Source organism: Porifericola rhodea (assembly GCF_030506305.1).
GTDB lineage: Bacteria > Bacteroidota > Bacteroidia > Cytophagales > Cyclobacteriaceae > Catalinimonas > Catalinimonas rhodea.
The window spans coordinates 4,601,487-4,628,446 of the sequence record NZ_CP119421.1 but is presented as its reverse complement, the minus strand read 5'-3'; the positions used below and the strand labels follow the sequence as shown (position 1 = coordinate 4,628,446).

21 protein-coding genes are annotated in these 26,960 nt (G+C 40.2%); 14 read left to right on the top strand and 7 right to left on the bottom strand.

What is annotated here, in order from left to right; genetic code table 11:
- Nucleotides 1-167 precede the first annotated feature (167 nt).
- Together PZB74_RS18965 and PZB74_RS18960 are read left to right on the top strand one after the other, a co-directional pair.
- A complete protein-coding gene (locus tag PZB74_RS18965; RefSeq protein ID WP_302238734.1) occupies nucleotides 168-1,421 on the top strand; it encodes an efflux RND transporter periplasmic adaptor subunit in 1,254 nt (417 codons plus the stop codon).
- Between the two features lie 309 nt (nucleotides 1,422-1,730).
- Entirely contained in the window at nucleotides 1,731-2,420 is a 690-nt protein-coding gene (locus PZB74_RS18960; protein WP_302238733.1) for an ABC transporter ATP-binding protein, read from the top strand.
- Between the two features lie 56 nt (nucleotides 2,421-2,476).
- Here PZB74_RS18960 and PZB74_RS18955 read toward each other — a convergent pair whose 3' ends face one another.
- Nucleotides 2,477-3,400, bottom strand: coding sequence for a DUF5996 family protein (locus tag PZB74_RS18955; RefSeq protein ID WP_302238732.1), 924 nt, complete (start codon nucleotides 3,398-3,400; stop codon nucleotides 2,477-2,479).
- 348 nt (nucleotides 3,401-3,748) lie between these two features.
- Here PZB74_RS18955 and PZB74_RS18950 point away from each other — a divergent pair, with 348 nt between their 5' ends.
- From PZB74_RS18950 to PZB74_RS18920, 7 genes are all read left to right on the top strand, one after another.
- Nucleotides 3,749-6,121 (top strand): ABC transporter permease, encoded by a 2,373-nt coding sequence (locus PZB74_RS18950; RefSeq protein ID WP_302238731.1) that lies wholly within the window; start codon nucleotides 3,749-3,751, stop codon nucleotides 6,119-6,121.
- Nucleotides 6,122-6,147: 26 nt separating this feature from the next.
- Nucleotides 6,148-8,508, top strand: coding sequence for an ABC transporter permease (locus PZB74_RS18945; RefSeq protein WP_302238730.1), 2,361 nt, complete (start codon nucleotides 6,148-6,150; stop codon nucleotides 8,506-8,508).
- A 357-nt stretch (nucleotides 8,509-8,865) separates the two neighbouring features.
- The gene (locus tag PZB74_RS18940; RefSeq protein WP_302238729.1) at nucleotides 8,866-9,564 is read left to right on the top strand and encodes a hypothetical protein; all 699 of its coding nucleotides are present in this window, start codon (nucleotides 8,866-8,868) and stop codon (nucleotides 9,562-9,564) included.
- Nucleotides 9,565-9,599: 35 nt separating this feature from the next.
- Entirely contained in the window at nucleotides 9,600-10,145 is a 546-nt protein-coding gene (locus PZB74_RS18935) for a hypothetical protein (RefSeq protein ID WP_436837131.1), read from the top strand.
- Nucleotides 10,145-10,975 carry a hypothetical protein gene (locus PZB74_RS18930; RefSeq protein ID WP_302238727.1) on the top strand — a complete coding sequence of 277 codons (831 nt, stop codon included), beginning with the start codon at nucleotides 10,145-10,147 and terminating at the stop codon, nucleotides 10,973-10,975. The genes PZB74_RS18935 and PZB74_RS18930 overlap by 1 nt, the downstream gene beginning before the upstream one ends.
- Nucleotides 10,972-13,419 (top strand): leucine-rich repeat domain-containing protein, encoded by a 2,448-nt coding sequence (locus tag PZB74_RS18925; RefSeq protein WP_302238726.1) that lies wholly within the window; start codon nucleotides 10,972-10,974, stop codon nucleotides 13,417-13,419. Before PZB74_RS18930 ends, PZB74_RS18925 begins: the two co-directional genes overlap by 4 nt.
- Nucleotides 13,420-13,465: 46 nt before the next feature.
- Entirely contained in the window at nucleotides 13,466-14,371 is a 906-nt protein-coding gene (locus tag PZB74_RS18920) for a YihY/virulence factor BrkB family protein (RefSeq protein ID WP_302238725.1), read from the top strand.
- 74 nt (nucleotides 14,372-14,445) lie between these two features.
- Here PZB74_RS18920 and PZB74_RS18915 read toward each other — a convergent pair whose 3' ends face one another.
- The 4 genes from PZB74_RS18915 to lysS all read right to left on the bottom strand — a co-directional run bounded on the left by PZB74_RS18915 (nucleotide 14,446) and on the right by lysS (nucleotide 18,773).
- Nucleotides 14,446-15,735 carry a Gfo/Idh/MocA family protein gene (locus PZB74_RS18915; RefSeq protein WP_302238724.1) on the bottom strand — a complete coding sequence of 430 codons (1,290 nt, stop codon included), beginning with the start codon at nucleotides 15,733-15,735 and terminating at the stop codon, nucleotides 14,446-14,448.
- Between the two features lie 67 nt (nucleotides 15,736-15,802).
- Nucleotides 15,803-16,498 carry a tRNA (5-methylaminomethyl-2-thiouridine)(34)-methyltransferase MnmC2 gene (gene mnmC2 / locus PZB74_RS18910; RefSeq protein WP_302238723.1) on the bottom strand — a complete coding sequence of 232 codons (696 nt, stop codon included), beginning with the start codon at nucleotides 16,496-16,498 and terminating at the stop codon, nucleotides 15,803-15,805.
- Nucleotides 16,499-16,505: 7 nt separating this feature from the next.
- Nucleotides 16,506-16,988: a 2-C-methyl-D-erythritol 2,4-cyclodiphosphate synthase gene (ispF, locus tag PZB74_RS18905; protein WP_302238722.1), complete on the bottom strand. Its 483-nt coding sequence runs from the start codon at nucleotides 16,986-16,988 to the stop codon at nucleotides 16,506-16,508.
- Nucleotides 16,989-17,045: 57 nt separating this feature from the next.
- Nucleotides 17,046-18,773: a lysine--tRNA ligase gene (gene lysS, locus PZB74_RS18900; protein ID WP_302238721.1), complete on the bottom strand. Its 1,728-nt coding sequence runs from the start codon at nucleotides 18,771-18,773 to the stop codon at nucleotides 17,046-17,048.
- A 379-nt stretch (nucleotides 18,774-19,152) separates the two neighbouring features.
- On the opposite strand from lysS, the gene PZB74_RS18895 reads away from it, so the two are divergent.
- From PZB74_RS18895 to PZB74_RS18880, 4 genes are read left to right on the top strand one after another with little or no spacing between them, the layout of a single operon-like run.
- Nucleotides 19,153-21,159 carry a peptidylprolyl isomerase gene (locus PZB74_RS18895; RefSeq protein ID WP_302238720.1) on the top strand — a complete coding sequence of 669 codons (2,007 nt, stop codon included), beginning with the start codon at nucleotides 19,153-19,155 and terminating at the stop codon, nucleotides 21,157-21,159.
- Complete coding sequence (locus PZB74_RS18890; RefSeq protein WP_302238719.1) at nucleotides 21,152-22,087, top strand: peptidyl-prolyl cis-trans isomerase; 936 nt, start codon at nucleotides 21,152-21,154, stop codon at nucleotides 22,085-22,087. Before PZB74_RS18895 ends, PZB74_RS18890 begins: the two co-directional genes overlap by 8 nt.
- Nucleotides 22,053-23,414, top strand: coding sequence for a peptidylprolyl isomerase (locus PZB74_RS18885; RefSeq protein ID WP_302238718.1), 1,362 nt, complete (start codon nucleotides 22,053-22,055; stop codon nucleotides 23,412-23,414). Before PZB74_RS18890 ends, PZB74_RS18885 begins: the two co-directional genes overlap by 35 nt.
- A 51-nt stretch (nucleotides 23,415-23,465) precedes the next feature.
- On the top strand, nucleotides 23,466-24,431 hold the full coding sequence (locus tag PZB74_RS18880; RefSeq protein WP_302238717.1) for an AAA family ATPase: 966 nt from the start codon (nucleotides 23,466-23,468) through the stop codon (nucleotides 24,429-24,431).
- A gap of 50 nt (nucleotides 24,432-24,481) precedes the next feature.
- On the opposite strand, the gene PZB74_RS18875 is transcribed toward PZB74_RS18880, so the two are convergent.
- Together PZB74_RS18875 and pheS are read right to left on the bottom strand one after the other, a co-directional pair.
- Nucleotides 24,482-24,934 (bottom strand): hypothetical protein, encoded by a 453-nt coding sequence (locus PZB74_RS18875; protein WP_302238716.1) that lies wholly within the window; start codon nucleotides 24,932-24,934, stop codon nucleotides 24,482-24,484.
- A gap of 56 nt (nucleotides 24,935-24,990) precedes the next feature.
- On the bottom strand, nucleotides 24,991-26,019 hold the full coding sequence (gene pheS / locus PZB74_RS18870) for a phenylalanine--tRNA ligase subunit alpha (RefSeq protein ID WP_302238715.1): 1,029 nt from the start codon (nucleotides 26,017-26,019) through the stop codon (nucleotides 24,991-24,993).
- 124 nt (nucleotides 26,020-26,143) lie between these two features.
- On the opposite strand from pheS, the gene PZB74_RS18865 reads away from it, so the two are divergent.
- Entirely contained in the window at nucleotides 26,144-26,941 is a 798-nt protein-coding gene (locus PZB74_RS18865; protein ID WP_302238714.1) for a Rossmann-like and DUF2520 domain-containing protein, read from the top strand.
- Nucleotides 26,942-26,960 lie beyond the last annotated feature (19 nt).

The window sequence follows — 26,960 nt, the reverse complement described above, 5'->3', positions numbered from 1 at the left end:
AAAAAAGCCAAATGCAGCCTATCCGAGCCGATATGGCCTTTGGCATAGTGTTCGTAAAGTTTAGGTGAGCAGTAAAGTATAATTTGTGTAAAACTTGTATACTTGATATTTAACACTAAACCAAGATGCTAGCTTAACCTTAAGCACTACCTCAAAATACTCTGGATATGGGAATGGATCGTAAAATAGAAAAAAAGAAGTGGACAAAAGGCAGAATTATAGGCCTCGTACTGGGCGTGGGTTTGCTGTCGTTTATCCTATATAGCTTCCTTTTTGCTGACCATAGGTCTAAACTTAATGTCGAAAAAGAAAAAATTACCATTTCTACCGTTAGCCGTCAGGTGTTTCAGGAGTACATACCAGAAACTGGAATAGTCATGCCCAGTCAAACTATTTATATGGATGCAGTAGAAGGTGGAGTAGTGCAGGATATTAAACTAGAATCTGGAGCTTTGGTAGAAAAAGGAGACACAATTATGCGGTTATCAAACTCCAACCTGCAACTGGATGTGATGAACCGTGAAGCTCAACTTTATGAGCAACTCAATATATTGCGTACTACCAGGTTGCAACTGGACCAGAACGATCTGAACCAAAAAGCTGAACTCGCACAAATTGAATATCAGCTTCAACTTTTAAAGCCCCAGTTTGACCGTTACAAAGAGTTGGCAGAAAAAAAGCTTATCTCACAACGCGAATTAGAAGAGGTGCAGGAGGAATATCAATATAATCTTCGCCGACGCGACCTTACTTATGCAGCATACAAATCAGATTCTATTTCCAGAGCGATGCAGCTGTACCAAATCAGAATGTCTGAAGACAGGATGTTGAAGAGCCTGGATGCAGTAGGAAATTTATTAAACAATTTGACTATTACCGCTCCTCGCGAAGGGCTTTTAACTACTCCTGACTGGGAACCAGGGCAGTCTATTGACCGTGGCGAAAGACTGGGGCAGGTAGCGATATTAGATAGCTTTAAAATACGGGTAGCCATAGATGAACTTTATCTGCCTCGTATTGAAGTAGGCCAGCAAGGTACTTTTGACTTTGACGGTAAAACCTACAGATTAGAAATTTATAAGAAATACCCGACTGTTTCTGAAGGTAATTTTGAAGTAGATATGCGTTTCGTGAGTGAAGTGCCAAGTGGAATTCGTAGAGGTCAGTCATTACGATTGCGTTTGGAGCTAGGTAGTTCAGAAGAAGCTGTACTTATCCCTACAGGAGGTTTCTTTAGAGATACCGGAGGTAACAAGATATTTGTGCTTAACAATGACGAAAGCAGAGCTTATATTAGAGAAATTAGTCTGGGTAGAAAAAACTCTGAGCATTACGAAGTATTAGAAGGGCTGGAACCAGGCGAGAAAGTTATTACTTCATCATATGAAAATTTTGGTGAAAACGAGGTATTAGTATTTTAAAAATTAAAGCCAGCTTATTTATAAGCAATACTTAAAGTGGCTGAAGAAGGACAATTTCTTCGTATAAAATTTAAAGGTATTCACTAACAGCATAAGTCGTAAATGCTACTCATGTTTAATTCTTATTAAACTTTGAAGTTAGTAATACTGAAAATTCTATCTGATATATTGTATTTAGTTCAGAGTAATTGCCTAATAATCAGCTAGCAATAAAATGAGTCTGTTTTCTGATACAGGTAAGTGATAATATTTAAAACTACTAAAGCTCAATTTCACAATACTATTCCTTAGACTTTAAAACCCAACACTATGATTCGTACGCATAACCTCAAGAAAGTCTTTACCTCAGACGAAGTTGAAACTACCGCCCTCAACGAAATTAATATTGAAATTAAGACAGGAGAGTTTGTAGCCATAATGGGCCCTTCTGGTTGCGGAAAATCTACTTTACTCAATATTATGGGCCTACTGGATAACCCTACTAGTGGTGAGTACCACTTTATGGACCATGAAGTTTCTCGTTACTCAGAGCGCCAGCGTGCTCAATTGAGAAAAGGAAATATTGGTTTTGTGTTTCAGAGCTTTAACCTGATTGATGAGCTTACAGTACATGAAAATGTGGAACTTCCACTGCTTTACCTCAAAGTGCCCTCAGCAGAACGTGAGAAAAAGGTGAAAGCAGCTCTTGAGCATATGAATATTATGCACAGAAGAAACCATTTTCCACAACAGCTATCTGGTGGTCAGCAGCAGCGTGTAGCTATAGCTCGTGCTGTAGTTGCCAACCCAAAATTTATACTGGCGGATGAGCCTACTGGTAATCTGGATTCTACTAATGGGGAGGAAGTGATGAGCCTGCTCTCTGAACTGAACAAAGCAGGTACCACCATTGCAATGGTTACGCACTCACCCCACGACGCTACTTATGCCAATCGTGTAATCAACTTGTTTGATGGTATGGTGGTTACAGAAAATATCAAAGAGAAATTTCATGTGTAAGCAGCAATAAACTGCCAATTAAAGATAGTAAAGCGACCTCAAAGAGGTTGCTTTTTTTATAACTCTTTAAGCGTAGGTACACTAAGTTCTCCAACATCCCAGCCTGCCTGTTTAGCTCCGGCCTGGTAAGCTGACTCCATAAATGCTAATAGCTCTTCCCTAGGCTTCGCAGCCTTCCTTAGCGAATCATAAGTAAGTATGGCCATAGGGCTGCCATTACTAACCACCCACTGAGCACTTTCAGGTTTAAGTTCTTTTGAGCCTAAGCCATCCGGTGAAGGGTAGGTGTAGGAATAAAAAGCAGGCTCCTGCATATTATTATCACCTGCCCAAAAACCAAAACTGATACATTCGTGGGTATAGGCATCTTTGTCAGATATGCGAGCACCTGGGTCCATAGGTGGAGCTTTCCTCCCTGAAAAACGGGTGACGGCCAAATCCATAGAATGCCAGTAAAGATGTACCGGACAGGTTTTTCCGTAAAATCTTCCGCTAAATTCTTTAAAAACACCATCAACCCAAAGCATAATTTTCCATAAGGTGTAAGTGTACTCAGGATCGTAATGATGATAATCTTCAATGGTACCGAATGGATCTTTTACCTCAAGATCGTAAGGCTTGTCTTTAATATTGACTTCTATGCCCATTGCGTTTAGCTTGTCAGTGAGTTGCTGGTAAAAACTAGCTACGCTAAGCCCATTGCTCAAAGTAAAAGCATCTTTTTTACCCTCACTACTCTCTAGTTCTAACTGATGAGCCTGGGTATTCATCGTAATCTTAAAAGTGTCCATACCATTGTTAAATGGAATAGGTCCGGTCGTAAAGCCATTTGTATCCAGATACTCTGTCACATACCACCAGTGATTTTTTCTTGGCGTCTTCATCAGACGTATTTTTCCAATAATTTGGAGGAATAGGTGAAGGGTTAATTTGGCTTTTTCGTGCCCCTTGTAGTTTAGCTGTGGAAGTTGAGAACTCATCTAAAAAATTTTTAAAGTTTAAAAAAATGACAATATCTACTGCATCTTTGCTCTAATAAGCCGATCGGGTAGATGAATACTCAATATAATATAATAGGATAGGTTTTGAGGTCTATTCACTATACTGTTTTCATGAAGTCAGTCACTTATTTTAGCATAGCGGTTTATAAAGTTTAGCCTAGTTCATTAGTTTCTCAATAATGGTCAGTGTGCATATACGAACACATATTGTCCGTTAACGAGCATCATAAAAGAGGTTTGTGTTATCAAACATCTGTAAATCAAATAGTTATGTGTGAGGCACAGGGTTTGGTCTAATAGTTTTATCCCACTAAACAGCCCAAACCTATGTTTAAAAACCTACTCAAGGTAGCCATCCGCAATATCCTGAAAGAAAGAATCTATAGTCTGATCAATGTTATAGGGCTTACTATCGGTATTAGTTGTAGTCTTTTTCTGGTACTATACATTTTAGATGAGCTTAGCTATGATACCTTTCACGACAAAAAAGACAACATTTACAGAGTAGTTACTCATTTTGAGGAGCCCGACAATACATTTAGCTGGCCCATTGCTCAAATACCTTTTGCTGAGGAAGTTCAAAATAAATACACCGAAGTACAGCATGCGGTACGTTTTATAGGGGCGGGAAGAGAACTCTACGTTAATGCCGAAAAGGATAAGCGTTTTTACGAAGAAGATATTGTTTATGCAGACTCTTCAGTTTTTGAGGTATTTAACTTTGAGATTCTGCAAGGGAACCCAAACACTGCGCTTAAAGCACCAAACTCCATAGTGCTAACTGAAACACTGGCACTTAAATATTTTGACAAAGAAAGTCCCATTGGAAAAAGCCTGCAACAAGGTGAAAATGATTATCAGGTAACAGCCGTTATCAAAGATGTGCCTCATAATTCGCATTTGGAGTTTGACGCATTAATTTCCAGAAATACGCTACCTGCTGAATCTGGGAGTTGGGGAAGCTGGGGCGTAGCTACTTACCTTCTTTTAAAAGATGGTGTAGACTATAAAAAGTTTGAATCTACTTTTAGCGATCAGATTTACGATACACATCTGAAGCCAATCTTTGAACAGTTTGGAGTCACGATGGAATATGAACTACAAGCACTGGAAACTATTCATCTATACTCTAATCTGGAAGGGGAGTCTGGGGGAGGAGATATTTCCTACATTTACATATTCTCGGCAGTAGCGTTTTTTATGATACTGATAGCTAGTATTAATTATATGAATCTGGCAACTGCCCGAGCTGCCCGTCGTGCCAAAGAGGTAGGCATCCGTAAAACAGCAGGTTCTACCAAATGGCAACTTATCAGACAGTTTTTAACAGAATCTACGGTAATTACGGTAGTAGCCAGCCTGATAAGCCTTCTTATAATTGTATTGCTTTTGCCCAGCTTCAATTATGTATCTGGTAAAGAGATTGAACTTAGCTATTTACTTCAGCCTAAAGTTATACTGGCCCTGATATCAATTGTCTTGTTAGTAGGTATAGCAGGAGGTAGTTACCCTGCTTTTTACCTCTCAGCTTTTGAGCCTGCGCATGTGCTAAAAGGGCAAAAGGCAAGTAATAGTGGTAGCACAGCTTTACGGAAAGTACTGGTAGTAGCACAGTTTTCTATCTCTATTACTATGGTAATTAGTACCTGGGTGGTTTATGATCAGTTGCAGTTTATCAGAAGTAAAGACCTGGGCTTTGACCAGGAGCATGTTCTTTCTATTATGATGCCAGATGAAGACATGAGAAATAAGTATGAGGTTCTCAGAAACCGGCTGATGGATAGCCCATACATCATTCAGACAGCTACTTCAAACACCAAGCCGGGGCAGGGCTTATCTAAAAATTTGATTAGCGTAGAAAAAGAAGGCGAAGGTGATGAAGAAAAAGGGGTAGATATGTACTCTGCCGACTATGATTTTCTGGAAGTTATGGGCTTTACCCTGGTAGAAGGTAGAAACTTTGATAGAAAGTATACTACAGATACGGCCACTGCCATAGTGAATGAAGCAATGGTAAAACGAATGGGCTGGACTGAGCCTTTGGGAAAAAAATTTACCTTTAATAATGAACAGGCTTACGAAGTTATAGGTGTCATTAAAGATTATCACCAGCGTTCGTTCTACGACCCTATAGAACCTTTGGCCATATTTTTTAGAGCTAACAACTTTCAGATGCATGTGAAGCTTAAGGGAGAAAACCTAAGCGAAGCACTGGCTACAATAGAGGATTACTGGAAAGAAGTGAACCCTGACAAGCCACTGGAGTATAGTTTCTTACAGGAAGATTTTGACGAGCAGTATTTAGCCGACATTAAAAGAGGGCAGATTTTTACCGTTTTTTCGTCACTAACTATTGTTATTGCCTGTTTGGGACTACTAGGTCTAGCAGCATATACAACCCGCCAGCGAGATAAAGAAATTGGCATACGAAAGGTAATAGGTGCCAGTGTTGGAAATATTATTTTCCTGATTTATAAAGATTTTATAATTCTGATTGGTATAGCTCTGCTCATAGCTTATCCTTTAGCTTATTTCTCTATGAGCAAGTGGCTCAGTAGCTTCGCCTACCAGACAGACATTAAGCTATTTACATTCATTTTCTCTGCACTACTCACCTTGTTAATTACAGTAGTAGCAGTGGGTTATCATAGCCTAAGAGCAGCGACAAATAATCCGGTAAAATCTCTGAGAGACAATTAAGAATCATCCGTAAATCTCTTAAGGGCATGCTTAAGAATTATCTATTAAGTGCCATCCGTAACATCAAAAGGAATAAGTTATCATCTGGTATCAGCATTTTTGGCCTGGCTATCGGTATTACTTCTGCCTTTCTTATGTTCAGGTACGTGCAGTTTGAACTTAGTTATGATGCACATCATCAGGATGGAGAGCGTATTTATCGGCTTAGTACCTTATTAACCGGAAAGGACAGGAATGAAAAAATAGCGCCTACCGCTATGGTAGTTGCTCCGGAGCTTAAACGACTACTCAAAGAAGTAGAAGAAGTCGGCAGAGTAGTGCCCGTAGATGCGGTACTAAACCTTAATGGGACCCAGGCCATTCGGCAGGAAAAGTTTTTTCAGGTAGATGCATCCATAACCAACATATTTATTTTTCATTGGTTGGCCGGAAGAGCCAAGGAAGCCTTCTCATCCTCTTACTCTATCGTGTTGGCAGCATCTACTGCCAAAAAATTATTTGGAGAGCAGGTTTGGATGCAGGATTTAATAGGTAAACAGCTACTTATCAATCAGAAGATATATACTATCAGCGGCATTATACAGGATATGCCTCTCAATACCGATTGGAAATTTGATGCTTTACTCAGTCTGGACGAGAATCAATATGAGTGGTATGATTTCAATGCATTTACCTATTTAAAAACTAAGGAGGCGGTAAGTTATGTAGACTTAAATGAGGGACTAAAATCACTTGATCAATACTGGTATTCCCCGCTACTACAGAAGGAGTGGGGTACAGAAGATACGTATGCCTATCATCAGGCGGTTCCAATACAGGACTTGCATTTTACTCATCAGCTGATGGGAGATATGCCCGGCAAAGGAAATATGAACCTGATCATTGTACTGAGCCTGATTGCGGTATTTTTACTTCTCATTGCCAGTATTAATTTTATCAACCTCTTTATTGCTCAATCTATTAAAAGAAATAAGGAGGTAGGAATACGCAAAGTGGTTGGTGCCCGAAAAGTACAGTTGATCGGGCAGTATTTAAGCGAGTCTGTAATATTTGCCTTTGTATCCAGCGCTATAGCTATCATTGTCATTCAGCTTATAGAACCTTTTTGGGTGTCTTATACAGGCATAAGCCTTAAGATCAATCATGTGTTTGATGAGAATATTTTTCTCTATCTGTCTATCACTTTGATACTGGTAGGAATATTCGCTGGCAGCTATGCCGCTTTTTTTCTTGCTTCATCAAATCCCATACGAGCACTTAAAAGCGACTTCCGTTTTGCTTCTCCGCGTACCTTCCATAAGTTTTTGCAGTTACTACAATTTAGTATCGCTACAGGCATGGTTTTGAGTACTTTAATTGTGCACCAGCAGCTTGATTATCTTCTTCATACGCAGTTAGGCTACGACCAGCAGCAATTGATGGTATTAAATGTGCCTGAGATGCAGGAAAAAAAACAGAGATTAGCACGTTTTAAACAGTATATAAAAGACAAGGGATACGCTCAGGATGTAGCTCTTGGAGGCAAACCCGGCGATTTGTACCTGAGAGGAACTGTTATTCAGGAAATGGAGGGTATGACAGAAGAGGTGCCAGTCAATGCTCTTTATGCCGATGAAGACTATTTAAGGGTATTGGGCGTAACTATTCTTGAAGGAAACAACTTTAATGAGAACGACTGTGCGTGTGAATATCAGTACCTGGTTAACGAAACATTAGCAAAACGATTAAACTGGGCAGATGTAGTAGGTAAAAATCTAGATTTTGAGGGAGAAGGAAAAATAGTAGGGGTGATGAAAGATTTCCATTATCAGTCTTTACACTACGCAATAGAACCCCTTATCATCATTTTAAAGCCTGAAGCAAGTGCGCATCTACTCGTGCGAGCAGATATGAAGTATGTTGATGGTATAGAAGCCGCATGGCAGACCTTTTTTCCAAATGCACCTATCAATTATAGCTTTCTTGAACGAGAGATTGCCCAGCAATACAGTACAGAAAAGCATATGATTGATCTGTTTACCTTCTTTTCTATACTTACCATCCTTATCTCCTGCATGGGACTTTTTGGCATGAGTGCTCTTAACTTGCAGTTACGCACCAAAGCAATGGGGATTCACAAAATTATGGGTGCTAATAGGCTTTATATTTTTTACCTGCTAAGCAAAGAGTCTATGCTTACCGTCTGCTATGCCATCATCATTGCCCTGCCACTCTCGGGCTTCGTTATGCTACGCTGGCTCAACCATTTTGAGTACCATACCCCCTTTGACTGGCTACAGCTACTATTAGCAGGTAGTATTGTACTTCTTCTAGCTTTGCTTACATCTTGCTACCACGGGATACAAATATGTAGACTTAATCCTGTGCTTTCGTTACGCAACGAATAGTAGCATTCGTTTGTAGATTATTACTATTCCATAATTTTTCGGCAAGCAATTTGTACTTCAGTTGCTTCTAGGGTGAGTGAATAGATGAGAAAATCAAGTGTTTTTTAGATTTTAGTTAGAGAATGGAAGGAAAATTATGCTTTTCTTGTAATACTTGGGGTGATATTAAGTTTAAGCCCAAAAATTCACATTATCTTTACAACTCACGCGAGATTATGTTTGTATAATTGTACTTTGAAAGCGTAAGATTTTCTCAAAAAATTACGTTTATCTTAAATTTATCAGACTGCTCGCTAAGAGGTTTTTATCATAAAATCGTTTTCATTGCTAAACCTATAATTATTAATTGATCAAACTATGGAGATCAACACTGCACAGAAAAAACAGCCTGGAAAAACATGGTTTCCGGTTAGAATCTTAAAATCAATCAGTATTGCGCAGATGCTTTTGTTGTTGCTCATTGGGGGAGCTGCCATTGGTACCAGTGGTTGTAAAGCCAAGAAAGAAGCACGTGCTGCTGCGGCGGCAAAAGCGGAAAGAATAGCAGAAGCCAGAGCTGCATTGCTCGCAATAATCAACGATAATGGCTCTATGACTCTAGAGGAGAAGGAGAGTGAACTGAGTCGTATCAAAGCTATGAATATTGACGATGCTGAAATACAGGACCTTATAGCTCGTGCAGAAGCTATAGTGGCACGCGAGCGTTCTGCTGCTGATCGCGTAAAAGAAGCTACTGGTGCCAATAAAGCTGCCGCAGCAGAAGATGCCAATACCAGACTTAGTAAGATTTTTGATGATGTCTCTTCATCTCGCAGTACTTCAGATGCCAATTACCGCATCCGCGAGGCACTCAGTATGTTTGCCTCACCAGAAACTCCGGTGCTGATCATCATCAGCCAGAGTGGTAATAATGTTGATTATGATGAGCCTACCACTATCAAAAAATATCTGGAGTACCTAAAAGATACCAACAGCAGACCTGCCAGTATCCAAAATCTGGAGGTAGATGCTAATGGTAAAATCAAAGAAGTTGAACTTATTAAAAACTACCGATAATGCTTAACCTCAAATCTTTATTGGCATCCTTGCTGATGCTTTTTGTATTCGTATTTGCCGCTGAGGCGCAGAATGATTATGTAAGCCCTGAAAGAAAACAAGCGATAGACTCATTAGCGCTTGAGAAAGTCCGCGATTTGAGTAAATATATCAGCATAGTGGGTAATAAAAATACGCCTTTCTCTGAAGCAAACCGAGTGATAGATCGTGCTGAAGAACTTTTCGCCTCAGGTGCGGAAATTGGGGTGTCTTCTCTAAACCGTTCGGATATTGAGTATTATGGCGTAAGGCCCTACTTTGAACACCTGATGGCACTTAATTATGATGAAGTAACCATCAGCTGGTACGATATTCAGTACATCAGCGACCTTGAACGCCAGCCAGATGGTACTTATGTAGGCGTTATTACCATTTATCAACGCTTTGAGGGTAGGTCAGACGATGGTATGGAGTATAAAGATACTACCAAAAAAGATATCACTGTGTTTGTTCAAAAGAAAGAAACCCAAATTGGTGGGCGTGTTATAGATTTTTGGGATGTGCTCCTTGGAGACATCCGTGTGTCAGAAACCACAACATAATGACAAAATTTTCTTTATTGCTGGGAATGATTCTTCTGTCTTGGGCCGCACAGGCCCAGGGCATCGGAGAATATTTAGGAGATGAAAGTGTTTTATATGCAGAAACAAAACAGATCAATCAGTTTTTCCGCAGATTTAACGGAGAAGAAGATCAGGAAGGTAATCGCTATTACAAGGGGAACAAAAATTATCAGAATCCCCAGTTAAGAGAGAAATACCTCAAAATGTTATTTGACAACCAAAATCCTAGTATGTCAAATAGCCTTAAGACTGAATTTATCTCCAAAGTCAACTCAAAATCAGACCCCGTAATATTGGATTTTCATGGTGGCGAGTGGTTCGCTGAGGTAAATGCCAAGTTCATGTACAAAGGACGTGAAGAGAACGCTATACTCTTTTTGCGTTTGCAGGAAGAAAAGGTGGGCTCTAAGTGGATTTTTACCAATGCTTACTTCGCGCCTTTCGCGAAGCTATTCAGTAGCGATACTACGGGTGGCGTAGAGTTTTTACATCCGATGAGCCACGAGCTAGACTTTATGAACCTTCGCAAAGTATTTCAAGACAATAAGGCTAAAGTTGACCAGTTTACCGCAAGAGGTTATCAGCCTGATTTTCTGTCTATTATGCTTTATGAGATTAAGAACTCTAATCTCAAATTCAAGACTGTGTCCAATGTAAAGTTCCATTTCTTTCAGGTAGACGGATGGTACTTTCAGCTTTCAAAATTTAACAGGCCAGGCTATAATCGTGGCTGGCTAATTTCCGATTTGGTTAAAGTTAGTCCTAAAGAAAGAGAGTTACTGACCAAGTACATTTATTACGAAAAATGAATAAGCTTAAGCTTTACTATACCACACTATTTTGCTGCCTGATCCTTGTCTTGTTTCATGCTCCCGTACAAGCTCAGGATCGTAAACTATCTTCTGAGCAAGTAGAGGAGTACCGACAGCAGGCTAAACAAATGGTCTCCTTTCTTCAGTCTATGATGAATATTCTGGGCAGCGAAAAGGCGACAACCAAGCAGAAAGAAACCGTAATCAACGAGAGCTATAGTAAAGTATTTAGAGATGCAGAAGTTCAGATTGAAGACGATCTGGACGAAGATAGGGTAGTAGTAACCAATAAAAATGTACAGGCTTATCTTAAAGATATAGACTTTTTTTTCAAAGATGCCCGCTTTGAGTTTAATGTGGATGATGTTAGTTATTATGTAAATGACGAAGGCATCATCTTTTTTAGAGTGACTACAAACAGAAACCTTCAGGGAGTAACAGTAAGTGGGGATACCATCAACTCAAATCAGCTACGTTATATAGAAGTTAATCTGAACGAAGCTGAGAAACAATTACAGGTTGCCAGCATTTATACGACCAAACTAAGCGAACGCGAAGAGCTAGCTAACTGGTGGAGCGAAGTTCCGTACGAATGGCAGGAGTTGCTCAAAAAAGAAATTGATGTTATTATTGACAGTGTAAACTTCAGAATGCTTAAAGAAATGGTAAGCCTGGAGCGTATTGATATTTCTGGTAATCGTTATATCAACTCACTGGAGCCAATTAGCAGGCTTTCCAATTTATCTTATCTGGATATCTCTGGTACGGCGATAAGCGATATTACTCCACTAAGAAACCTGACAAAACTGGAAACTCTGGTATGTAGCCGTACAGAAGTGTCTAGCCTGGAACCCTTAAAGTATTCTACAGATCTTAAAGAACTTATCGCTAATAGTACCAAAATTTCTAATCTGGCGCTATTAGAAAATTTTACTCAGCTAGAGAAGCTTTATGTGAACAGTACCCCTGTTTACCAGCTGGTGTCTCTCAATGGTGTTAAAGATTTGCGCTTCGCTAATACCGCAATTACCAGTCTGGATAAGGTAGCGAGCTTCAGCAAGCTGCTGCATCTGGATTGCTCCAGTACTAATGTTAAAGACCTGAGTCCTCTTGCAAATACAAGCAATCTACAATCTTTAAATATAGAGTATACCCCGGTAACTGATCTAAGCCCCTTGGCAAAGCTTACGAATCTGGAGGTATTGTACTGTAACAATGCCCCAATACAATCGCTAGACCCACTGGCAGGTTTGCCTGCTCTGGAAAAAGTCTATTGTGATGATACACCGATCAGCCAGCAAGATGCCACCCGTTTTATGATGGTAAATAATGGTGTGCTGGTAATCTACGAATCTGAGCAGCTATTGAGCTGGTGGGATGGGCTGGATAACTACTGGCAGGGTATTTTTAAGCAATACGTGAGTTTTGATACGCCTAACAAAGAGCAATTGGCGGCAGTGGCTAACCTTACGGATATAAACATTAGTGATAAGCCTGAAATTACTACACTGGAACCTCTAAGTAGGCTGCATAATTTAAGAAAACTCAACTGTGAGAATACCAGTATTACCAGTCTGGATCCGTTAGCTGACCTGATGGACTTACAGGAACTTAATAGCTCTGGCACCCTAATTAATAGTCTGGAAGCTCTAAGTGATTCACGTAATTTACGGATTTTAAATATTGATAAAACAAAAGTAGAAAGCCTGGACCCGCTAAGTGAGCTTGAAAATATGGAGCACTTAAGTTGTGAGCATACGCCTTTGGTAGAAGGTGGTATACTTCAATTTATACGTGAGCATCCTGGTTGCTTAGTCATTTATAAGTCTGATGAATTAAGCTTATGGTGGAATGAAGCGCTTTCTCCTGCCTGGAAGGATGTGATTCGTAATCAGCTGGCTATCTCAGGTATTCCTAGTAAGGACCAGTTACATGAAATTGTGTTTACAGAGTCCTTAGAGGTTAGTGGAAACAATGATATATGGGACTTGTCGCCTATTAATGAGTTTGTCAACTTAAGAGAACTTATTATTTCCAATACTTCTGTCTCTGATCTTACTCCCTTAAGCCAGATGTCTTCTTTAGAAAGTCTCACCTGTTCCCGGAGCCCTATTAAATCCTTGGAGCCTATTAGTGAGCTTACCAATTTAAAGTATCTGGATTGTCAGGATACTCCTATAGATGATCTAAAACCCATCCGTAATTTAATTGATCTGGAAGTACTTAAATGTTCTGGAACCGAAGTAAGCAAATTGAAACATATTTCTTCTCTGATTAACCTTAAAGTGTTGGAGTGCTTTAATACTGATGTGAAAAAACTAAAGGCATTGAGAGGTTTGCACCAGTTAGAAAAGTTATCGTGCTATAACACTCGTGTTTCAGATAATGACATAGAAGATTTTAAAGAAGACCACCCTGATTGTTCAGTAGTGTATTATTAGAAAACAATTACTAGCTTATGCTAAGTTATCTAGAGTAAAAAGCTGAATGATCTTAAACATTCTGAAAAAGATATATTTGCTGATTCGTGAGACAGTTAAAACCTTTCAGCAAAATGATCCGGTAGTGTATGCTGCCGCTATAGCCTTTTTTACGGTTTTCTCCTTACCTTCTGTACTCATTATAATTGTTAAAGTAGTTGGTTCTTTCTTTTCTGCCGAAGAGATACAAAGTAGCCTGGCTAATCAGATAGAGGAGTTTATAGGACCTGCTAGTGCTGATGAAATTATCCAGATTATAGAAAATAAATCAGTTAATGATACCGGAGTCCTGGTCAGTATAATAAGTGTCGTTTTTTTAGTTTTTAGTGCTACAGTGATCTTTGCTTTTTTGCAAAAGGCATTAAATTCTATCTGGAATGTAAGACCTAAACCTAAGACAGGTGCACTTAAATTTGCTCGTGACAGACTACTCTCATTTTCTATCATTATTATTTTAGGCTTCTTAATGCTGGTATCTCTCTCATTAGATGCCATACTTTCATTTGCAAGAGGCTATCTACAAAAGCTATTGTCGGAGTATACTGTTTACTTTATGGAAGTGGCAAACTACTTTCTATCACTAATTGTAATCTCATTCATTTTCGCGTTAATCTTTAAATTTTTGCCCGATGCTAAAGTGCGCTGGAGGGACGTAGGGGTAGGAGCTTTAGTCACTGGTCTGTTATTTACTTTAGGTAAATTTTTAATAGGCCTTATGTTATCTAATACTAATGTAGCTTCCACCTATGGAGCTGCTGGTTCATTGGCTGGCATACTGGTTTGGGTTTTTTATTCTTCCATCATTGTATTAATAGGTGCCATGTTTACCAAAGTTTATGCGGCCAACATTGGCAAAGAAATTACGCCTAAAAAACACTCGGTTAGGGTAGAGGTAAGAGAAGTAGAAAAATAGAAATAGTTATTCTGAATGTAAAAAGCTACCTGATAAGGGTAGCTTTTTTTTAGTCTTATAGATATACCTATTAGCTAAACACTTGGATAGTTCCAGGGTGAGCGGTATGCTCTGGAAAGTAGTTTGTTAGCTTCAGGGTCATCAGGAACCATTTGTTTGTCAACATCCCACTGAATACTTCGGCCTAACTTTGCCGAAAGCATTCCCAAAAGACTCATATTGGTAGAGTGATGTCCTATCTCAATATCACAGACAGGTAACCTGTCTTTTTCTATAGAAGTAAGAAAGTCTGCCCAAAGCTCTTTAATATTCTGTTTATCAGGATCATGAAGCGTAGGTTCCTGGTGGATGATCTGCTTTTTATTATCTGCCGGGTAAAAAGTCCATCCGTCCAGCCAGCCCATGTGGAAGGTGCCTTCAGTACCATAAAAATAGCAACCTATATTATGTTTTTCAGCTTGATTAGCAGCATATAGGCGGTGCTCCCAGACAGCCGTAAAATCTTCAAACTCATAATTGACTACCTGGGTATCTGGAGCAGTAGTACTATCCTCTTTGATATGACGATCAGTGATAGAATGAATAGATTTGGGAGCTTTTTCTTCAGTCCACCATAATATCTGATCTAGCCAGTGTATGCCCCAGTCTCCCAGTTGTCCATTAGCAAAATTTAAGAACTGACGAAAACCTTTGGGGTGAATTCGTGGGTTATAATTAACCAGAGGGGCCGGCCCACACCACATATCCCAGTCTAGCTCTTTTGGTGGCTCCTCATCTGGGGTGGGTTCTCCGGGACCACCTCCATAATGTACAAAAGCTCTGACCATACCTATTTTTCCAGCCTTACCAGATTTCAAAAAATCTATTCCAGATATATTATGTGGTGATACCCTGCGATGGGTACCTACCTGCACTTTTCTGCCATTAGTACGAGCAGCTTTGACCATTGCTACTCCCTCATGCACGGTGTGCCCGATTGGTTTTTCAACATATACATGCGCCCCATGATTAACAGCTTCTATGGTAATCAGTGGATGCCAATGGTCTGGGGTAGCAACAATTACAATTTCTGGTTTTTCTTTTGAGATAAGTTCACGATAGTCGCTATAGCGCTTAGGTTTATCACTGCTCAGCTTAGCTGTTTCTTCGATAGCACTATCCAACTGCCTGCTGTCAACATCGCAAAGTGCCACCACTTTTGAAGAGCCGGAAGCGATAGCTTCACGGAGAATGTTCATGCCCCACCATCCACTACCGATTAGGGCTGTTGTATACTTTTTGTTTTGAAAAGAGGGTTGGAAAGTCCAGGCTGAAAATGCCATACTACTGGCAGCCGATGTTTTGATAAAGTTTCTGCGATCCATAAGGTTGTGCTCAGTTGATTAGGTCAATAAGCCATAAGTTAGGAATAATCGCAAAGGTGTAAAATGGCTAGCCGGATAATTTACTGGCTCTGACCATTTCTGCTTTACCGGGAGGGCCCTCCAGAGTTTCAACAGTAAGTGCCAGAGATTTAAGATCACGCTTAAGTTGTCCCTTTGCACAGTAAGTAACCAGTACACCCTTAGGTCTGAGCATGTTGCTTATTTTGCGCATGGTTTCTAGCGTCCATAGTTCAGCCTGTTTATTGGGGGCAAAAGCATCATAATAAATTAGGTCAATGCTGGCTTCTGCCTGCTGATAGTCTTCCAGCTTTTGCTGTACTTTTTTTAGCCTGAAATTGGGCAATACCTCATGCCATTCATTCCAGTTTAGCTGATGCATTTTTTTAAATAGCGCATTAAGCTTATCATCCTTCAGAAAATCCAGATAATTTAGCTGGTCTAGTAGTTCTGGCTCCAGAGGATAAGCCTCCAGGGTGGTGTAGTTAAAATGAAGGTTAGGAAATGACAATGCTGACTGTAGGGTAAGAATAAGATTTAGTCCGGTACCCAGTCCCATTTCAAAAATATCAATAGTATCAGCTTTAGGGTATGTGTCTATGAAGTGATTTAGTCCTTTATTGATAAATACATGCTGAGACTCACGTAATGCACCATGACGAGAGTGGTAGGTCTCATTCATCTCGGTATTGAGTAGCGTATGAGAACCATCACCAGTGTTCATTAACTCAATAGTCTTTCCCATACAAATACTAATTTTTGTAGATCAGCGCTACTGCGTGTGCGGCTATGCCTTCTTTCCTTCCAACAAAGCCCATTTTTTCAGAAGTAGTAGCTTTGATAGAGATATCATCTTCTGATACCTGCATTACTTCAGCCATTACTTTGGTCATTTCTTCTATATGTGGGTTTACTTTGGGCTTTTCCAGACATACTGTAGCATCTATGTTGCCAAGCTCATAAGACTTGGAACGCAGAAGTTCCATTACTTTTGAGAGCAGCTTTTTACTGTCTATGCCCTTATATTCAGGGTCAGTATCCGGAAAATGAAAGCCTATATCTCTGAGCCTGGCAGCGCCCAGCAGCGCATCACAAATTGCGTGTATTAACACATCGGCATCTGAGTGACCTTTGGCTCCATGTGTATGCTGCAGTTGAATACCTCCCAGCCAAAACTCACGTCCCTCTTCCAACTGGTGCACATCGTAGCCGTATCCTATTCTAAAATTTACCATCTAGTGCTAAAATGAAAGTAGTGCTACGGAGGCCCGTAACACTACTAAATTTTTTAATTATTGTATCCAGCTTTCTACCTCTTCTTTGGTAGGGTTTTTAACCTCTTTAAGTTTCATTTTTTTGCGCATACCGCACACATCATTGAAAAGCTTGTTAGGAGAAGATTCTTTCAGCTGTTCTACTGTCACTATACCTAATTTTTGAAGAATAGGTATAAGTTCTTCTCTTACGCCCAAATCAATAAAGTCCTGGTCTGACGCAGTCTGAGGTTTAACTTCTGGCTTCATCTGAGGGAAGAATAAAACTTCCTGTATAGAAGGCTGGTTGGTCATGATCATGCTCAGACGATCTATACCAATACCTAAACCTGCTGTTGGAGGCATACCGTACTCCAGTGCTCTTAGAAAATCTTCATCCAGCACCATAGCTTCTTCATCTCCGCGCTTACCTAGCTTAATCTGCTCTTCAAATCGTTCACGCTGGTCTATAGGGTCGTTAAGCTCTGAGAATGCATTACAAATCTCTTTACCATTACAGATGGCTTCAAAACGTTCTACCAGACCGGGTTTGTCGCGGTGTTTCTTCGCTAATGGAGACATCTCTACAGGGTAATCGGTAATAAATGTAGGCTGAATCAAAAATGGTTCACACTTTTCACCAAAAATTTCATCTATCAGTTTGCCCTTACCCATGGTCTCATTTACAGGTACATTAAGCTTATGCGCTGTTTCTCTGAGTTGCTCCTCATTCATTTCACTGATATCAATATCAGTAAAGTGTTTAATGGCCTCAAACATGGTAAAGCGTTTCCATGGACGTTGGAAGTTGATCACTTCATCGCCTACCTGTACCTCAGTTTTACCATGTAGGTCAAGCGCAATTTTTTCCACCATTTCCTCTACCAGATCCATCATCCAGTCATAATCTTTGTAAGCTACGTATAGCTCCATCTGGGTAAATTCCGGGTTGTGGAAACGAGACATGCCCTCATTGCGGAAGTCTTTGGCAAACTCATAAACCCCATCATAACCACCCACGATTAACCTTTTTAGATAAAGCTCATTGGCAATTCGTAAGTAAAGAGTGGTATCCAGGGTGTTGTGGTGTGTTTTAAAGGGACGTGCCGCAGCACCACCGTACAATGGTTGAAGAATTGGTGTCTCCACTTCCATATAGCCTCGGTTGCCCAAAAAGCTACGCATAGAGTTTACCAGCATACTTCGCTTACGGAATACCTCTTTTACTTCCGGGTTAACAATCAGGTCTACGTAGCGCTGACGGTATCGCTGTTCAGGGTCAGTAAAGGCATCATAAGTTTTGCTGCCTTCTTCACCCTTCACTTCCTTAACAATAGGCAGTGGTCTCAAAGATTTAGTAAGTATCTTAAAGTCAGTAACATGCAGAGTGATTTCGCCAGCCTGAGTGGTAAACACATAGCCTTTTACTCCTACAATATCACCAATGTCCAGAAGCTTTTTGAATACAGTATTGTATAGTGTTTTGTCTTCTCCTTCGCAGATGTCGTCACGTCTTACATAAATCTGCATACGTCCGGTAGAGTCCTGTATTTCTGCAAAGGAAGCAGAGCCCATAACACGACGGCTCATAAGTCTTCCGGCCAGGCTTACATTCTTATAATCTGTCTTTCGCTGCTCGTAATGTTGCAGAATATTCTTTATGCTAACGTTAACTTCAAAAGGTTCGGCAGGGTAGGGATTGATCCCCAGATTCATGAGCTCTTCTCGCTCTTCTCTTCTTCTGACTTCTTGATCACTTAAAGGCATAATGGTATTTTAGTTAAGAAGCGCAAAAATAAAGATTAATCCTTACATCTTAAACTCTGAAACAATTATGTGGACTGAATATTGAAGAACATACATTTACAAGTCTTCCAATACAGCAGTACAAAGAGCTTTATCAATAGCTCTAGAACTGATTTATGGCAGAGTTTACGTTTATTTTAAATTTAAATAGAGGAATTTTGTTAGAATTAATATGCAAACTTTAATGTTCAACAATACAAATTTTGCAATTTAGGCTAATCCGTTACGTATAACGGATATTACCCCAGAGGTGTGTAAAATTTCGTTAACATTGCATCAATTCTGTAGACATTTTACTTAGGATTTACTAATGAACCCCACTTATACCACAAAGCTTATTTTGAAAAGGGTTATATTTTTCTGCATAATCAGCCTTGGCGTTTGGGCCTGTACCGTTAAGAAGAAGGCGGCTGAAAGTGATACACTAGTGCCATTGGACCTGAGTCAAAAGGCTATTTTTCATTATGGCGAAGACTCCGTAATTGCCGATGACTTTTTGTATATATACCAGAAGAATAACCAGGACGTAGCAGCTAATGAGTTAAATCAGTCAGTTCGTAATTATCTGGAGTTGTACATCAACTTTAAGCTAAAGGTTAAGGAAGCATACCTTGCCAACTTTGATAAGACATCGAAATTTCAGGCAGAATATCAGAAATACCGACAGCAGTTGGCAAAGCCCTATATGGTGGAAAACCGCTTTAATGAGAAGATGGTATTAGAAGCCTACGAGCGACTTAAAGAAGAAGTTCATGCCTCTCATATACTGATTAATGTGCCCGATCATATTAAAGGTAGTGATACACTTCAGTATTATCAGAAAGCAGATAGCATCCGAAATTTGGCTTTGAAAGGACAATCTTTTGCAATGCTGGCCGAAAAATACTCGGATGATCCATCAGCTGAACAAAATGGTGGTAATCTGGGCTACTTCTCAGCTTTACAAATGGTTTACCCTTTTGAAAGTGCTGCATTTAAGACCCCTGTTGGTGATATTTCCAAACCGGTACGTACCAGTTTTGGCTACCATATTATAAAAGTTGATGACCGCCGCCCTACACAAGGTAAGGTGAAAGTGGCTCACATCATGATTCGTCATCAGCCGGGAGAAGTAGAGGACAAGAGCTCCGAGTCTTATAAAAAAGCGCTGCAAATTTATGATGAGCTGCAGAAAGAAGCTGACTGGAAGGAACTTACCGAACGATTTTCTGAAGACCTGTCTACTCGCTCTAACGAGGGTGAACTGCCTTACTTTAGTACGGGAGGAATGCTTCCAAATTTTGAAGAAGCAGCCTTTTCTCTAAACCAAATTGGCGAAATTAGCAAGCCCATAAAAACTCGCTACGGCTGGCATATTATTAAGCTCTTAGACAAAAAAGGGCTTGAACCTTTGGAGATGTTACGTCCACTGATTGAGAGAAAAGTAGAGCGTAACCTTCAACAGTTAGAAATGCAAGATGAGATGGTAGAAATGCTGAAGGAAGAAAACAACTATGTGCCGAATTTGCCCAGCATTCAACTAGCACAAAGTTATATGGTTGCAACGCCCGAAATGTCTAGGCCCAACCGTATGGGAGTTCTGTTTTCTATTTCTGATACCATATTTACTTATTCTTCGCTCAGCGATTACCTGGAAGAAGAGAATATACAGCTACCAGTAGACAGTATGAGAGCCAAAGAACTTTACAGTCAGTTTGAAGCTCAGCGCATTTTAGCGTACGAAGAGTCACACCTTGCCGAAAAATACCCGGAGTTCAGACGTCTTGCTCAGGAGTACAAAGAAGGAATTCTACTCTTTGATATTATGGAAAGTAAGATATGGTCTACTGCGGGAGAAGATGAGAATGCTCTAATGAGCTTTTATAAAAACCACCAAGACAATTACCAGTGGGATAAACGCATAGAAGCTACCATACTGGATGCCAGAAGCGAAGAGATTCTGGATAAAGCTACGGAGATGCTGGGGCAGGAAGAAGCCACTCCATCAACTATAAAAAGAATAGAAAAGTCTTTAAACACAGACTCCCCTCTTAACTTACAGATGCATCATGATATTTATGAAAAAGGAGAGGACAGAAGTAAGTCTGAGGCAGTAATTGATGAGATTGAGTGGAAAGTAGGAACTACTATGATGGCGAACGAGGGGCGGTTTTACCTGATTCAGGTACATGAGGTGCTTCCCGCGCAGAGCAAAGAATTTGAAGAAGTGAGAGGGTTGGTAATTTCAGACTATCAGGACATGCTGGACAGTGAGTGGATTAGTGAGTTAAGAAATAAGTATACCATAAGTATTGATCAAGCGGTGCTTGAGCAAGTAATCAAACAACTAAAAGACAAAAATGAATAAAATTGCACTACTGCTTAGTTTAGTATTGCTTTTGGGAGCATGTAAAGAAAGAAGCTTGCCCTCTTTTTTACGCTTCAAAAACCAGGAGGTAGAATCAGGGGAAGAGCGCATTCCCCTGGCCAGAGTGTATGATAACTTTCTTTATCAACAAGACCTGGAAGGCATACTTGAAGAGAATGTGAGTGCGGCGGATAGTGCCAGCATTATTAACCGCTATATTGACTCCTGGATTCGTAAACAGTTGATCATTGCTGAGGCTGCTACCCAGATAGAATTTGATGAAGCAGAACTGGAAAGAAAAATTTTAGACTATCGTTATGCCCTCATGGTATATGAGTTTGAGAAAAATTACGTTAACCAAAGGGTAGAGACCGAAGTGTCTGAAGATGAAATAAAAGAGTATTATCAAAAAAATAAAGATAACTTTGAACTCAAGCAGAATATCATCAAAGGTATTTTTGCTAAAGTACCACAGGAAGCCCCCCGTATCGGGCGTTTGAGAAAACTCTTTCAAAGTAAAATGGATGAGGAAGTAAGGGAGGAAATTAAATCATATTGCCTTAGCTTTGCATCTTCATACTCCTTAGACGATTCGGTATGGTACGACTTTGAGGACGTAATTAAGAATACTCCTTTGGTAAGTATTCCTAATAAGGTTCAATTTCTGAGAGAAAATGAGTTTATTGAAACCTCAGACGATATTTATGTGTACTTTGTAAAAGTTACAGATTATAAAATTACGGATCAGATTTCACCTATAGAGTTTGTTAGGGATGATATCATGAAAATTATCACTAATAAAAGAAAGGTGGCTCTGACTCAGGAACTGGAAGACGAAATATACCAGGAAGCTAGTGATAACAATGAATTTGAGATATACACACCCACAACCCATGACAAAAGAGATCTTGCACAAGGCGAGCCGTAAAGCGCTAACGCTAAGTATAGTAGTTCTTTCTCTGATTTGCTCTCATGCCGCTCAGGCTCAGTACAGTGGAGGAGCTACCATAGACAAGATTGTAGCAAAAGTAGATAACTATATTGTACTACGCTCTGACCTGGAGAATGCTTTTATGGAAGCTCAGCGTAACCCTCAGGCTAAACTGGAGCGTTGCGATGTACTCCGTCAGCTGGTTATAGAGAAAGTGCTGCTTGCCAAAGCAGAAATTGACTCGGTTGTAGTGTCTGAAGACGAGGTGAATGCCAACCTGGACCGTAGGCTACAATATTTTATTACCACTTACGGAAGAGAAAATATAGAAGAGCAGTTTGGTAAATCTGTAGAAGAGTTTCGGGATGAGCTTAGAGACGATATTCGCGAACAGCTTACTGCTCAACAAATGCAGCAAACCATCACGGCAGATGTAAAAGTGACACCTGCTGAGGTAAAGCAGTTCTTTAAAAATATACCACAGGACAGTCTTCCCTTTTACTCTACCGAGGTTACCGTTGGGCAGATTGTAAAACTGCCAACCATCAGTAAAGATCAGAAGGATATTGTACGAAAGAAGTTACTGGATATACGGGAACGAATTATTAATGGTGAAGACTTTGGCGAACTGGCGGAAGAGTTTTCCGAGGATCCGGGTTCCGCTGCAAAAGGAGGAGAGTTGGGCTTTATGGAAAGAGGACAGCTTGTACCCGAGTATGAAGCCACCGCCTTGCAAATGCAGCCCGGAGAAATCTCTCAACCTGTAGAGTCGCAATTTGGCTTTCACCTGATACAGTTGATAGAGCGTAGAGGTAATCGCTACAATAGCCGTCATATTTTATTAAAACCAAATTCCTCTGAGCTAGATATCAAGAACGCAGAAGTATTTCTGGACAGTCTTCGTCAAGAGATACTTTCTGATTCCATCAGCTTTGCCAAAGCCGCTAAAGAATACTCAGACGATAAAGAAACAGCCGGTAGCGGTGGTTTTTTCCTTAGCCAGGACGAGTCAAATCGTGTGCCTACCGATCAGCTTGACCCAGTGGTGTTTTTCGTAATAGACACCATGCAGACAGGCAGTATTACTGAACCACTGGAATACAGAATGCCAGATGGATCAAAAGCAGTAAGAATTTTATATTACAAAGACCGAACAAAACCGCATCAGGCTAATTTAAAAGAAGACTATCAGAAGATTTATAATGCTGCTCTGGCAGAAAGAAGGACAGATGCATTGAGAAAATGGTTTAATGAAGCCAGAGATGAAGTATTTATAGAAATAGATCCTGAATACGGCCGATGCGATATTACCGGAAGCATTTAGGCTTCTGACTAGTATAGATGAACTCATAATTTTTTAACCAAACCTTTTTCAATGGATCAGCAGAATACGGATATCAAGCTGGCTGATAAGCTTAACGAAGACTATCATAACCTTACGAACGAAATCAGTAAAGTAGTCATTGGACAGGAAGATGTAGTTCGACTTTTACTTACTTCAATTTTTTGTCAGGGGCATAGCCTACTGGTAGGTGTACCAGGGCTGGCAAAAACTTTACTGATACATACGATAGCTTCCGCTGTTAATTTAAGCTTTAACCGTATTCAGTTTACACCAGACCTTATGCCCTCCGATATACTGGGGGCAGAGACCATAGATAAAGACCGTAATTTCAGATTCATTAAAGGGCCCATATTTGCCAATATTATTCTTGCTGACGAAATCAACCGTACGCCTCCTAAAACCCAGGCCGCTTTGCTGGAAGCTATGCAGGAGTACTCAGTTACTGTTGCAGGTGTGCATTATCCTTTAGAAAGGCCATTTTATGTACTTGCCACACAAAACCCTATTGAACAGGAAGGAACCTACCCTTTACCTGAAGCCCAACTAGATCGTTTTATGTTCAACATCCAATTGGACTACCCTGCTTATCAGTCGGAGGTAGATATAGTTAAGAACACAACCTCTGACAAGAGTCACAGAGTGCAGGAAGTACTGTCTGGTGAGCAGATAGTAGCGTATCAACATTTGGTAAGAAGAGTACCTATAGCTGATAATGTGGTAGAGTATGCGGTTAGTCTTGTGCACAAAACTCGTCCGAATACCAATGGAGCCAGCGAGACAGCTAACGAATTTTTGGAGTGGGGTGCAGGACCAAGAGCCTCTCAATATCTGGTTTTAGCTGCTAAATGTAATGCGCTTTTAAACGGAAAATATTCTCCTGATATAGAAGATGTTCAGGCTGTTGCTAAGCCCATCCTCCGTCATAGAATCGTTAGAAACTTTAAAGCAGAAGCAGAAGGCATTACTATAGATAATGTAATAGAAAAGCTTCTTTAGCTTTTAAGATAAAATAACTGGAAAAGAGCGCTATATGTGCTCTTTTTTATTTAGAAGCCTTCAGTATTGTAAATTCTTAAATAGTTACCATCCAGTAAAGTTCTATACTGCTGTAGTGGATACTGCGCTACGCCACCGCTGGGGTTACCTTCAAAGTCGTAGACCGAATTACCACAACCCTCTCTTAAAAAAAGGCCTGAAGGATCTACATATATGTATGCACAAGCTTCATCTGTACGATAGGGACTAGCCTTTTCAAATGCACGATAAGTAGTTGCGTTTTGTCGGTAAATCAATATACCCTTGTAACCACCTAAAATTTCTACATAGCCATTGTCTAACCTTAGGGGGAGATATTTCTGATTGCTCAGGTTGATCGTAGTATCTACCAGGACATAGGGTATAGGAGATACCCACTCATCCTGCTCACAACTGCTAAGGCTTGCAGCTATAGCACCTAGTGAGATAAACAATAAGAGGAGGTAGTTTTTAAATATGTTCATTGGAGTGCGTTTGCAGTATAGGTTTATCTGCAAACGCTTATTTTAGCAAAAATGTATCAGTTAAATGCAGAAAATTGCTTCAGAAAACGGATATCATTCTCGGTAAAAAGACGTAAGTCTTTAATCTGGTATTTAATCATAGCAATTCGTTCAATACCCATACCAAAAGCGAAACCTGTATATTCTTCTGGATCTATACCGCAACTTTCCAAAACATAAGGGTCTACCATGCCACAGCCTCCAATTTCCAGCCAGCCTGTACCTTTGGTGATTCTTTTATCAGCTTCCGACTCATTACCCCACCATATATCCAGTTCGGCACTAGGTTCAGTAAATGGGAAGTAAGATGGGCGAAGACGTATACCTGTTTCTGGCCCAAAGAGTTCTTTCGCAAAATGTAGTAAAGTTTGTTTTAAGTCAGCGAAGCTAACATTCTTATCTACATATAAGCCTTCAACCTGATGGAAAACACAGTGTGCACGAGCAGAAATCGCCTCGTTACGGAAAACACGACCTGGCATAATAGCACGGAATGGAGGCTCTCCTTCTTCCATCATACGAACCTGTACAGATGAGGTGTGCGTTCGCAATACAATATCGGGGTTCTTTTCTATGAAGAAAGTGTCCTGCATCTCTCGCGCGGGATGGTCAGGAGGAAAGTTAAGGGCAGTAAAATTATGGTGGTCGTCTTCAATCTCAGGACCATCAACTACCTGAAAACCAATTCTTTCAAATATTTCTACGATACGATTTCTCACCTGAGTTAATGGATGAATAGAGCCTAGCTCATCAGGTATAGGGGGTAAGGTCAGGTCAGGCACATCGTATTGTTGTTTACTTGCCTTTTGTGCTTCCAACTCACCAATCAGCTCTTTGAACTTTGCCTGGGAAGCATTTTTGAGCTGATTAAGCATGATTCCCGCTTCTTTTCTTTTTTCTGGAGCTACATCCTTGATAGAAGCCAACAGATCACCTATTACGCTTTTGCGACTGATAAAGCGCATACGATAAGCCTCAAGCTCTTCCTCGTTTTGTACAGTATATTGGTTAATTTCTTCTTGTAGTGCTTTTATTTTATCTTCCATAGTTTCACTTTCATACTGAGAACGCACAAAGTTAAAAGTCCTAAGCGTTTCATGACAATTTAGTTGGTTTTTTTAGTGTGAATGTTCATACTGAGCGTCAGCTAAGCGTATAAAACATCAGTCTATGTTTCTTAAGAAAAAGGTGTATTACAGAATCTCCATTGTTGGAGCAGGCAATGTAGCTTCGCATCTCGCCCCTGTACTAGAAGGGGCAGGGCATGAAGTTGTGGAAGTCTACAGCCGTCAGTTCTCTAATGCTGAGCAACTTTGTGAAGGTTTGTACAATGCAGTACCCAAAGCTGATTTAGACTTCTCCGGAAGCAATGCACAGATATTTATTATTGCAGTGCCAGACCAACATATAGTAGAAGTGGCCCGGCAGATTGTATTGCCAGAAGGATCAGTACTTGTACATACCTCAGGAAGTATAGACATGGGAGCACTGGAAAATGATAGTGAAGCCTCTATAGGTGTATTCTACCCTTTACAGACATTTACCAAAAATACTGAAGTAAATTTTAAGGAGATTCCCCTGCTCGTAGAGGGAGAAGATAAGGCAACACTGAAAATTGTAAAATCATTAGCAGAGAGCCTGAGCAGGAAGGTGCATGAAGTTGATTCAGAGCAAAGAGCGGTCCTTCATATTGCCGCTGTATTTTCCTGCAATTTTACCAATCATATGATTACGATAGCTCAGGATATGGTAGAAAGCCATGCTATTAATTTTGAATTGCTCAAACCTCTAATAGCTGAAACCATCAGTAAAAGCCTAAATATAGGACCTAAGGCCGCACAAACAGGGCCCGCCAGAAGGGGAGACCAGGCGGTAGTAGATAAACATACCTTGTTTTTAGAGGAAGCAAATCCTGAACTTGCTCAAATTTACCGACTCATTTCTCAGAACATTGTTAAAAGCAGTTAAGTGGGCATTAACTAATGCC

Excerpts from the sequence above, each read along its gene's own strand:
- PZB74_RS18965 (WP_302238734.1), top strand. The coding sequence starts at position 168 with ATGGGAATGGATCGTAAAATAGAAAAAAAGAAGTGGACAAAAGGCAGA.
- PZB74_RS18960 (WP_302238733.1), top strand. The coding sequence starts at position 1,731 with ATGATTCGTACGCATAACCTCAAGAAAGTCTTTACCTCAGACGAAGTT.
- PZB74_RS18955 (WP_302238732.1), bottom strand. The coding sequence starts at position 3,400 with ATGAGTTCTCAACTTCCACAGCTAAACTACAAGGGGCACGAAAAAGCC.
- PZB74_RS18950 (WP_302238731.1), top strand. The coding sequence starts at position 3,749 with ATGTTTAAAAACCTACTCAAGGTAGCCATCCGCAATATCCTGAAAGAA.
- PZB74_RS18945 (WP_302238730.1), top strand. The coding sequence starts at position 6,148 with ATGCTTAAGAATTATCTATTAAGTGCCATCCGTAACATCAAAAGGAAT.
- PZB74_RS18940 (WP_302238729.1), top strand. The coding sequence starts at position 8,866 with ATGGAGATCAACACTGCACAGAAAAAACAGCCTGGAAAAACATGGTTT.
- PZB74_RS18935 (WP_436837131.1), top strand. The coding sequence starts at position 9,600 with ATGCTTTTTGTATTCGTATTTGCCGCTGAGGCGCAGAATGATTATGTA.
- PZB74_RS18930 (WP_302238727.1), top strand. The coding sequence starts at position 10,145 with ATGACAAAATTTTCTTTATTGCTGGGAATGATTCTTCTGTCTTGGGCC.
- PZB74_RS18925 (WP_302238726.1), top strand. The coding sequence starts at position 10,972 with ATGAATAAGCTTAAGCTTTACTATACCACACTATTTTGCTGCCTGATC.
- PZB74_RS18920 (WP_302238725.1), top strand. The coding sequence starts at position 13,466 with ATGATCTTAAACATTCTGAAAAAGATATATTTGCTGATTCGTGAGACA.
- PZB74_RS18915 (WP_302238724.1), bottom strand. The coding sequence starts at position 15,735 with ATGGATCGCAGAAACTTTATCAAAACATCGGCTGCCAGTAGTATGGCA.
- mnmC2 (WP_302238723.1), bottom strand. The coding sequence starts at position 16,498 with ATGGGAAAGACTATTGAGTTAATGAACACTGGTGATGGTTCTCATACG.
- ispF (WP_302238722.1), bottom strand. The coding sequence starts at position 16,988 with ATGGTAAATTTTAGAATAGGATACGGCTACGATGTGCACCAGTTGGAA.
- lysS (WP_302238721.1), bottom strand. The coding sequence starts at position 18,773 with ATGCCTTTAAGTGATCAAGAAGTCAGAAGAAGAGAAGAGCGAGAAGAG.
- PZB74_RS18890 (WP_302238719.1), top strand. The coding sequence starts at position 21,152 with ATGAATAAAATTGCACTACTGCTTAGTTTAGTATTGCTTTTGGGAGCA.
- PZB74_RS18885 (WP_302238718.1), top strand. The coding sequence starts at position 22,053 with ATGACAAAAGAGATCTTGCACAAGGCGAGCCGTAAAGCGCTAACGCTA.
- PZB74_RS18880 (WP_302238717.1), top strand. The coding sequence starts at position 23,466 with ATGGATCAGCAGAATACGGATATCAAGCTGGCTGATAAGCTTAACGAA.
- PZB74_RS18875 (WP_302238716.1), bottom strand. The coding sequence starts at position 24,934 with ATGAACATATTTAAAAACTACCTCCTCTTATTGTTTATCTCACTAGGT.
- pheS (WP_302238715.1), bottom strand. The coding sequence starts at position 26,019 with ATGGAAGATAAAATAAAAGCACTACAAGAAGAAATTAACCAATATACT.
- PZB74_RS18865 (WP_302238714.1), top strand. The coding sequence starts at position 26,144 with ATGTTTCTTAAGAAAAAGGTGTATTACAGAATCTCCATTGTTGGAGCA.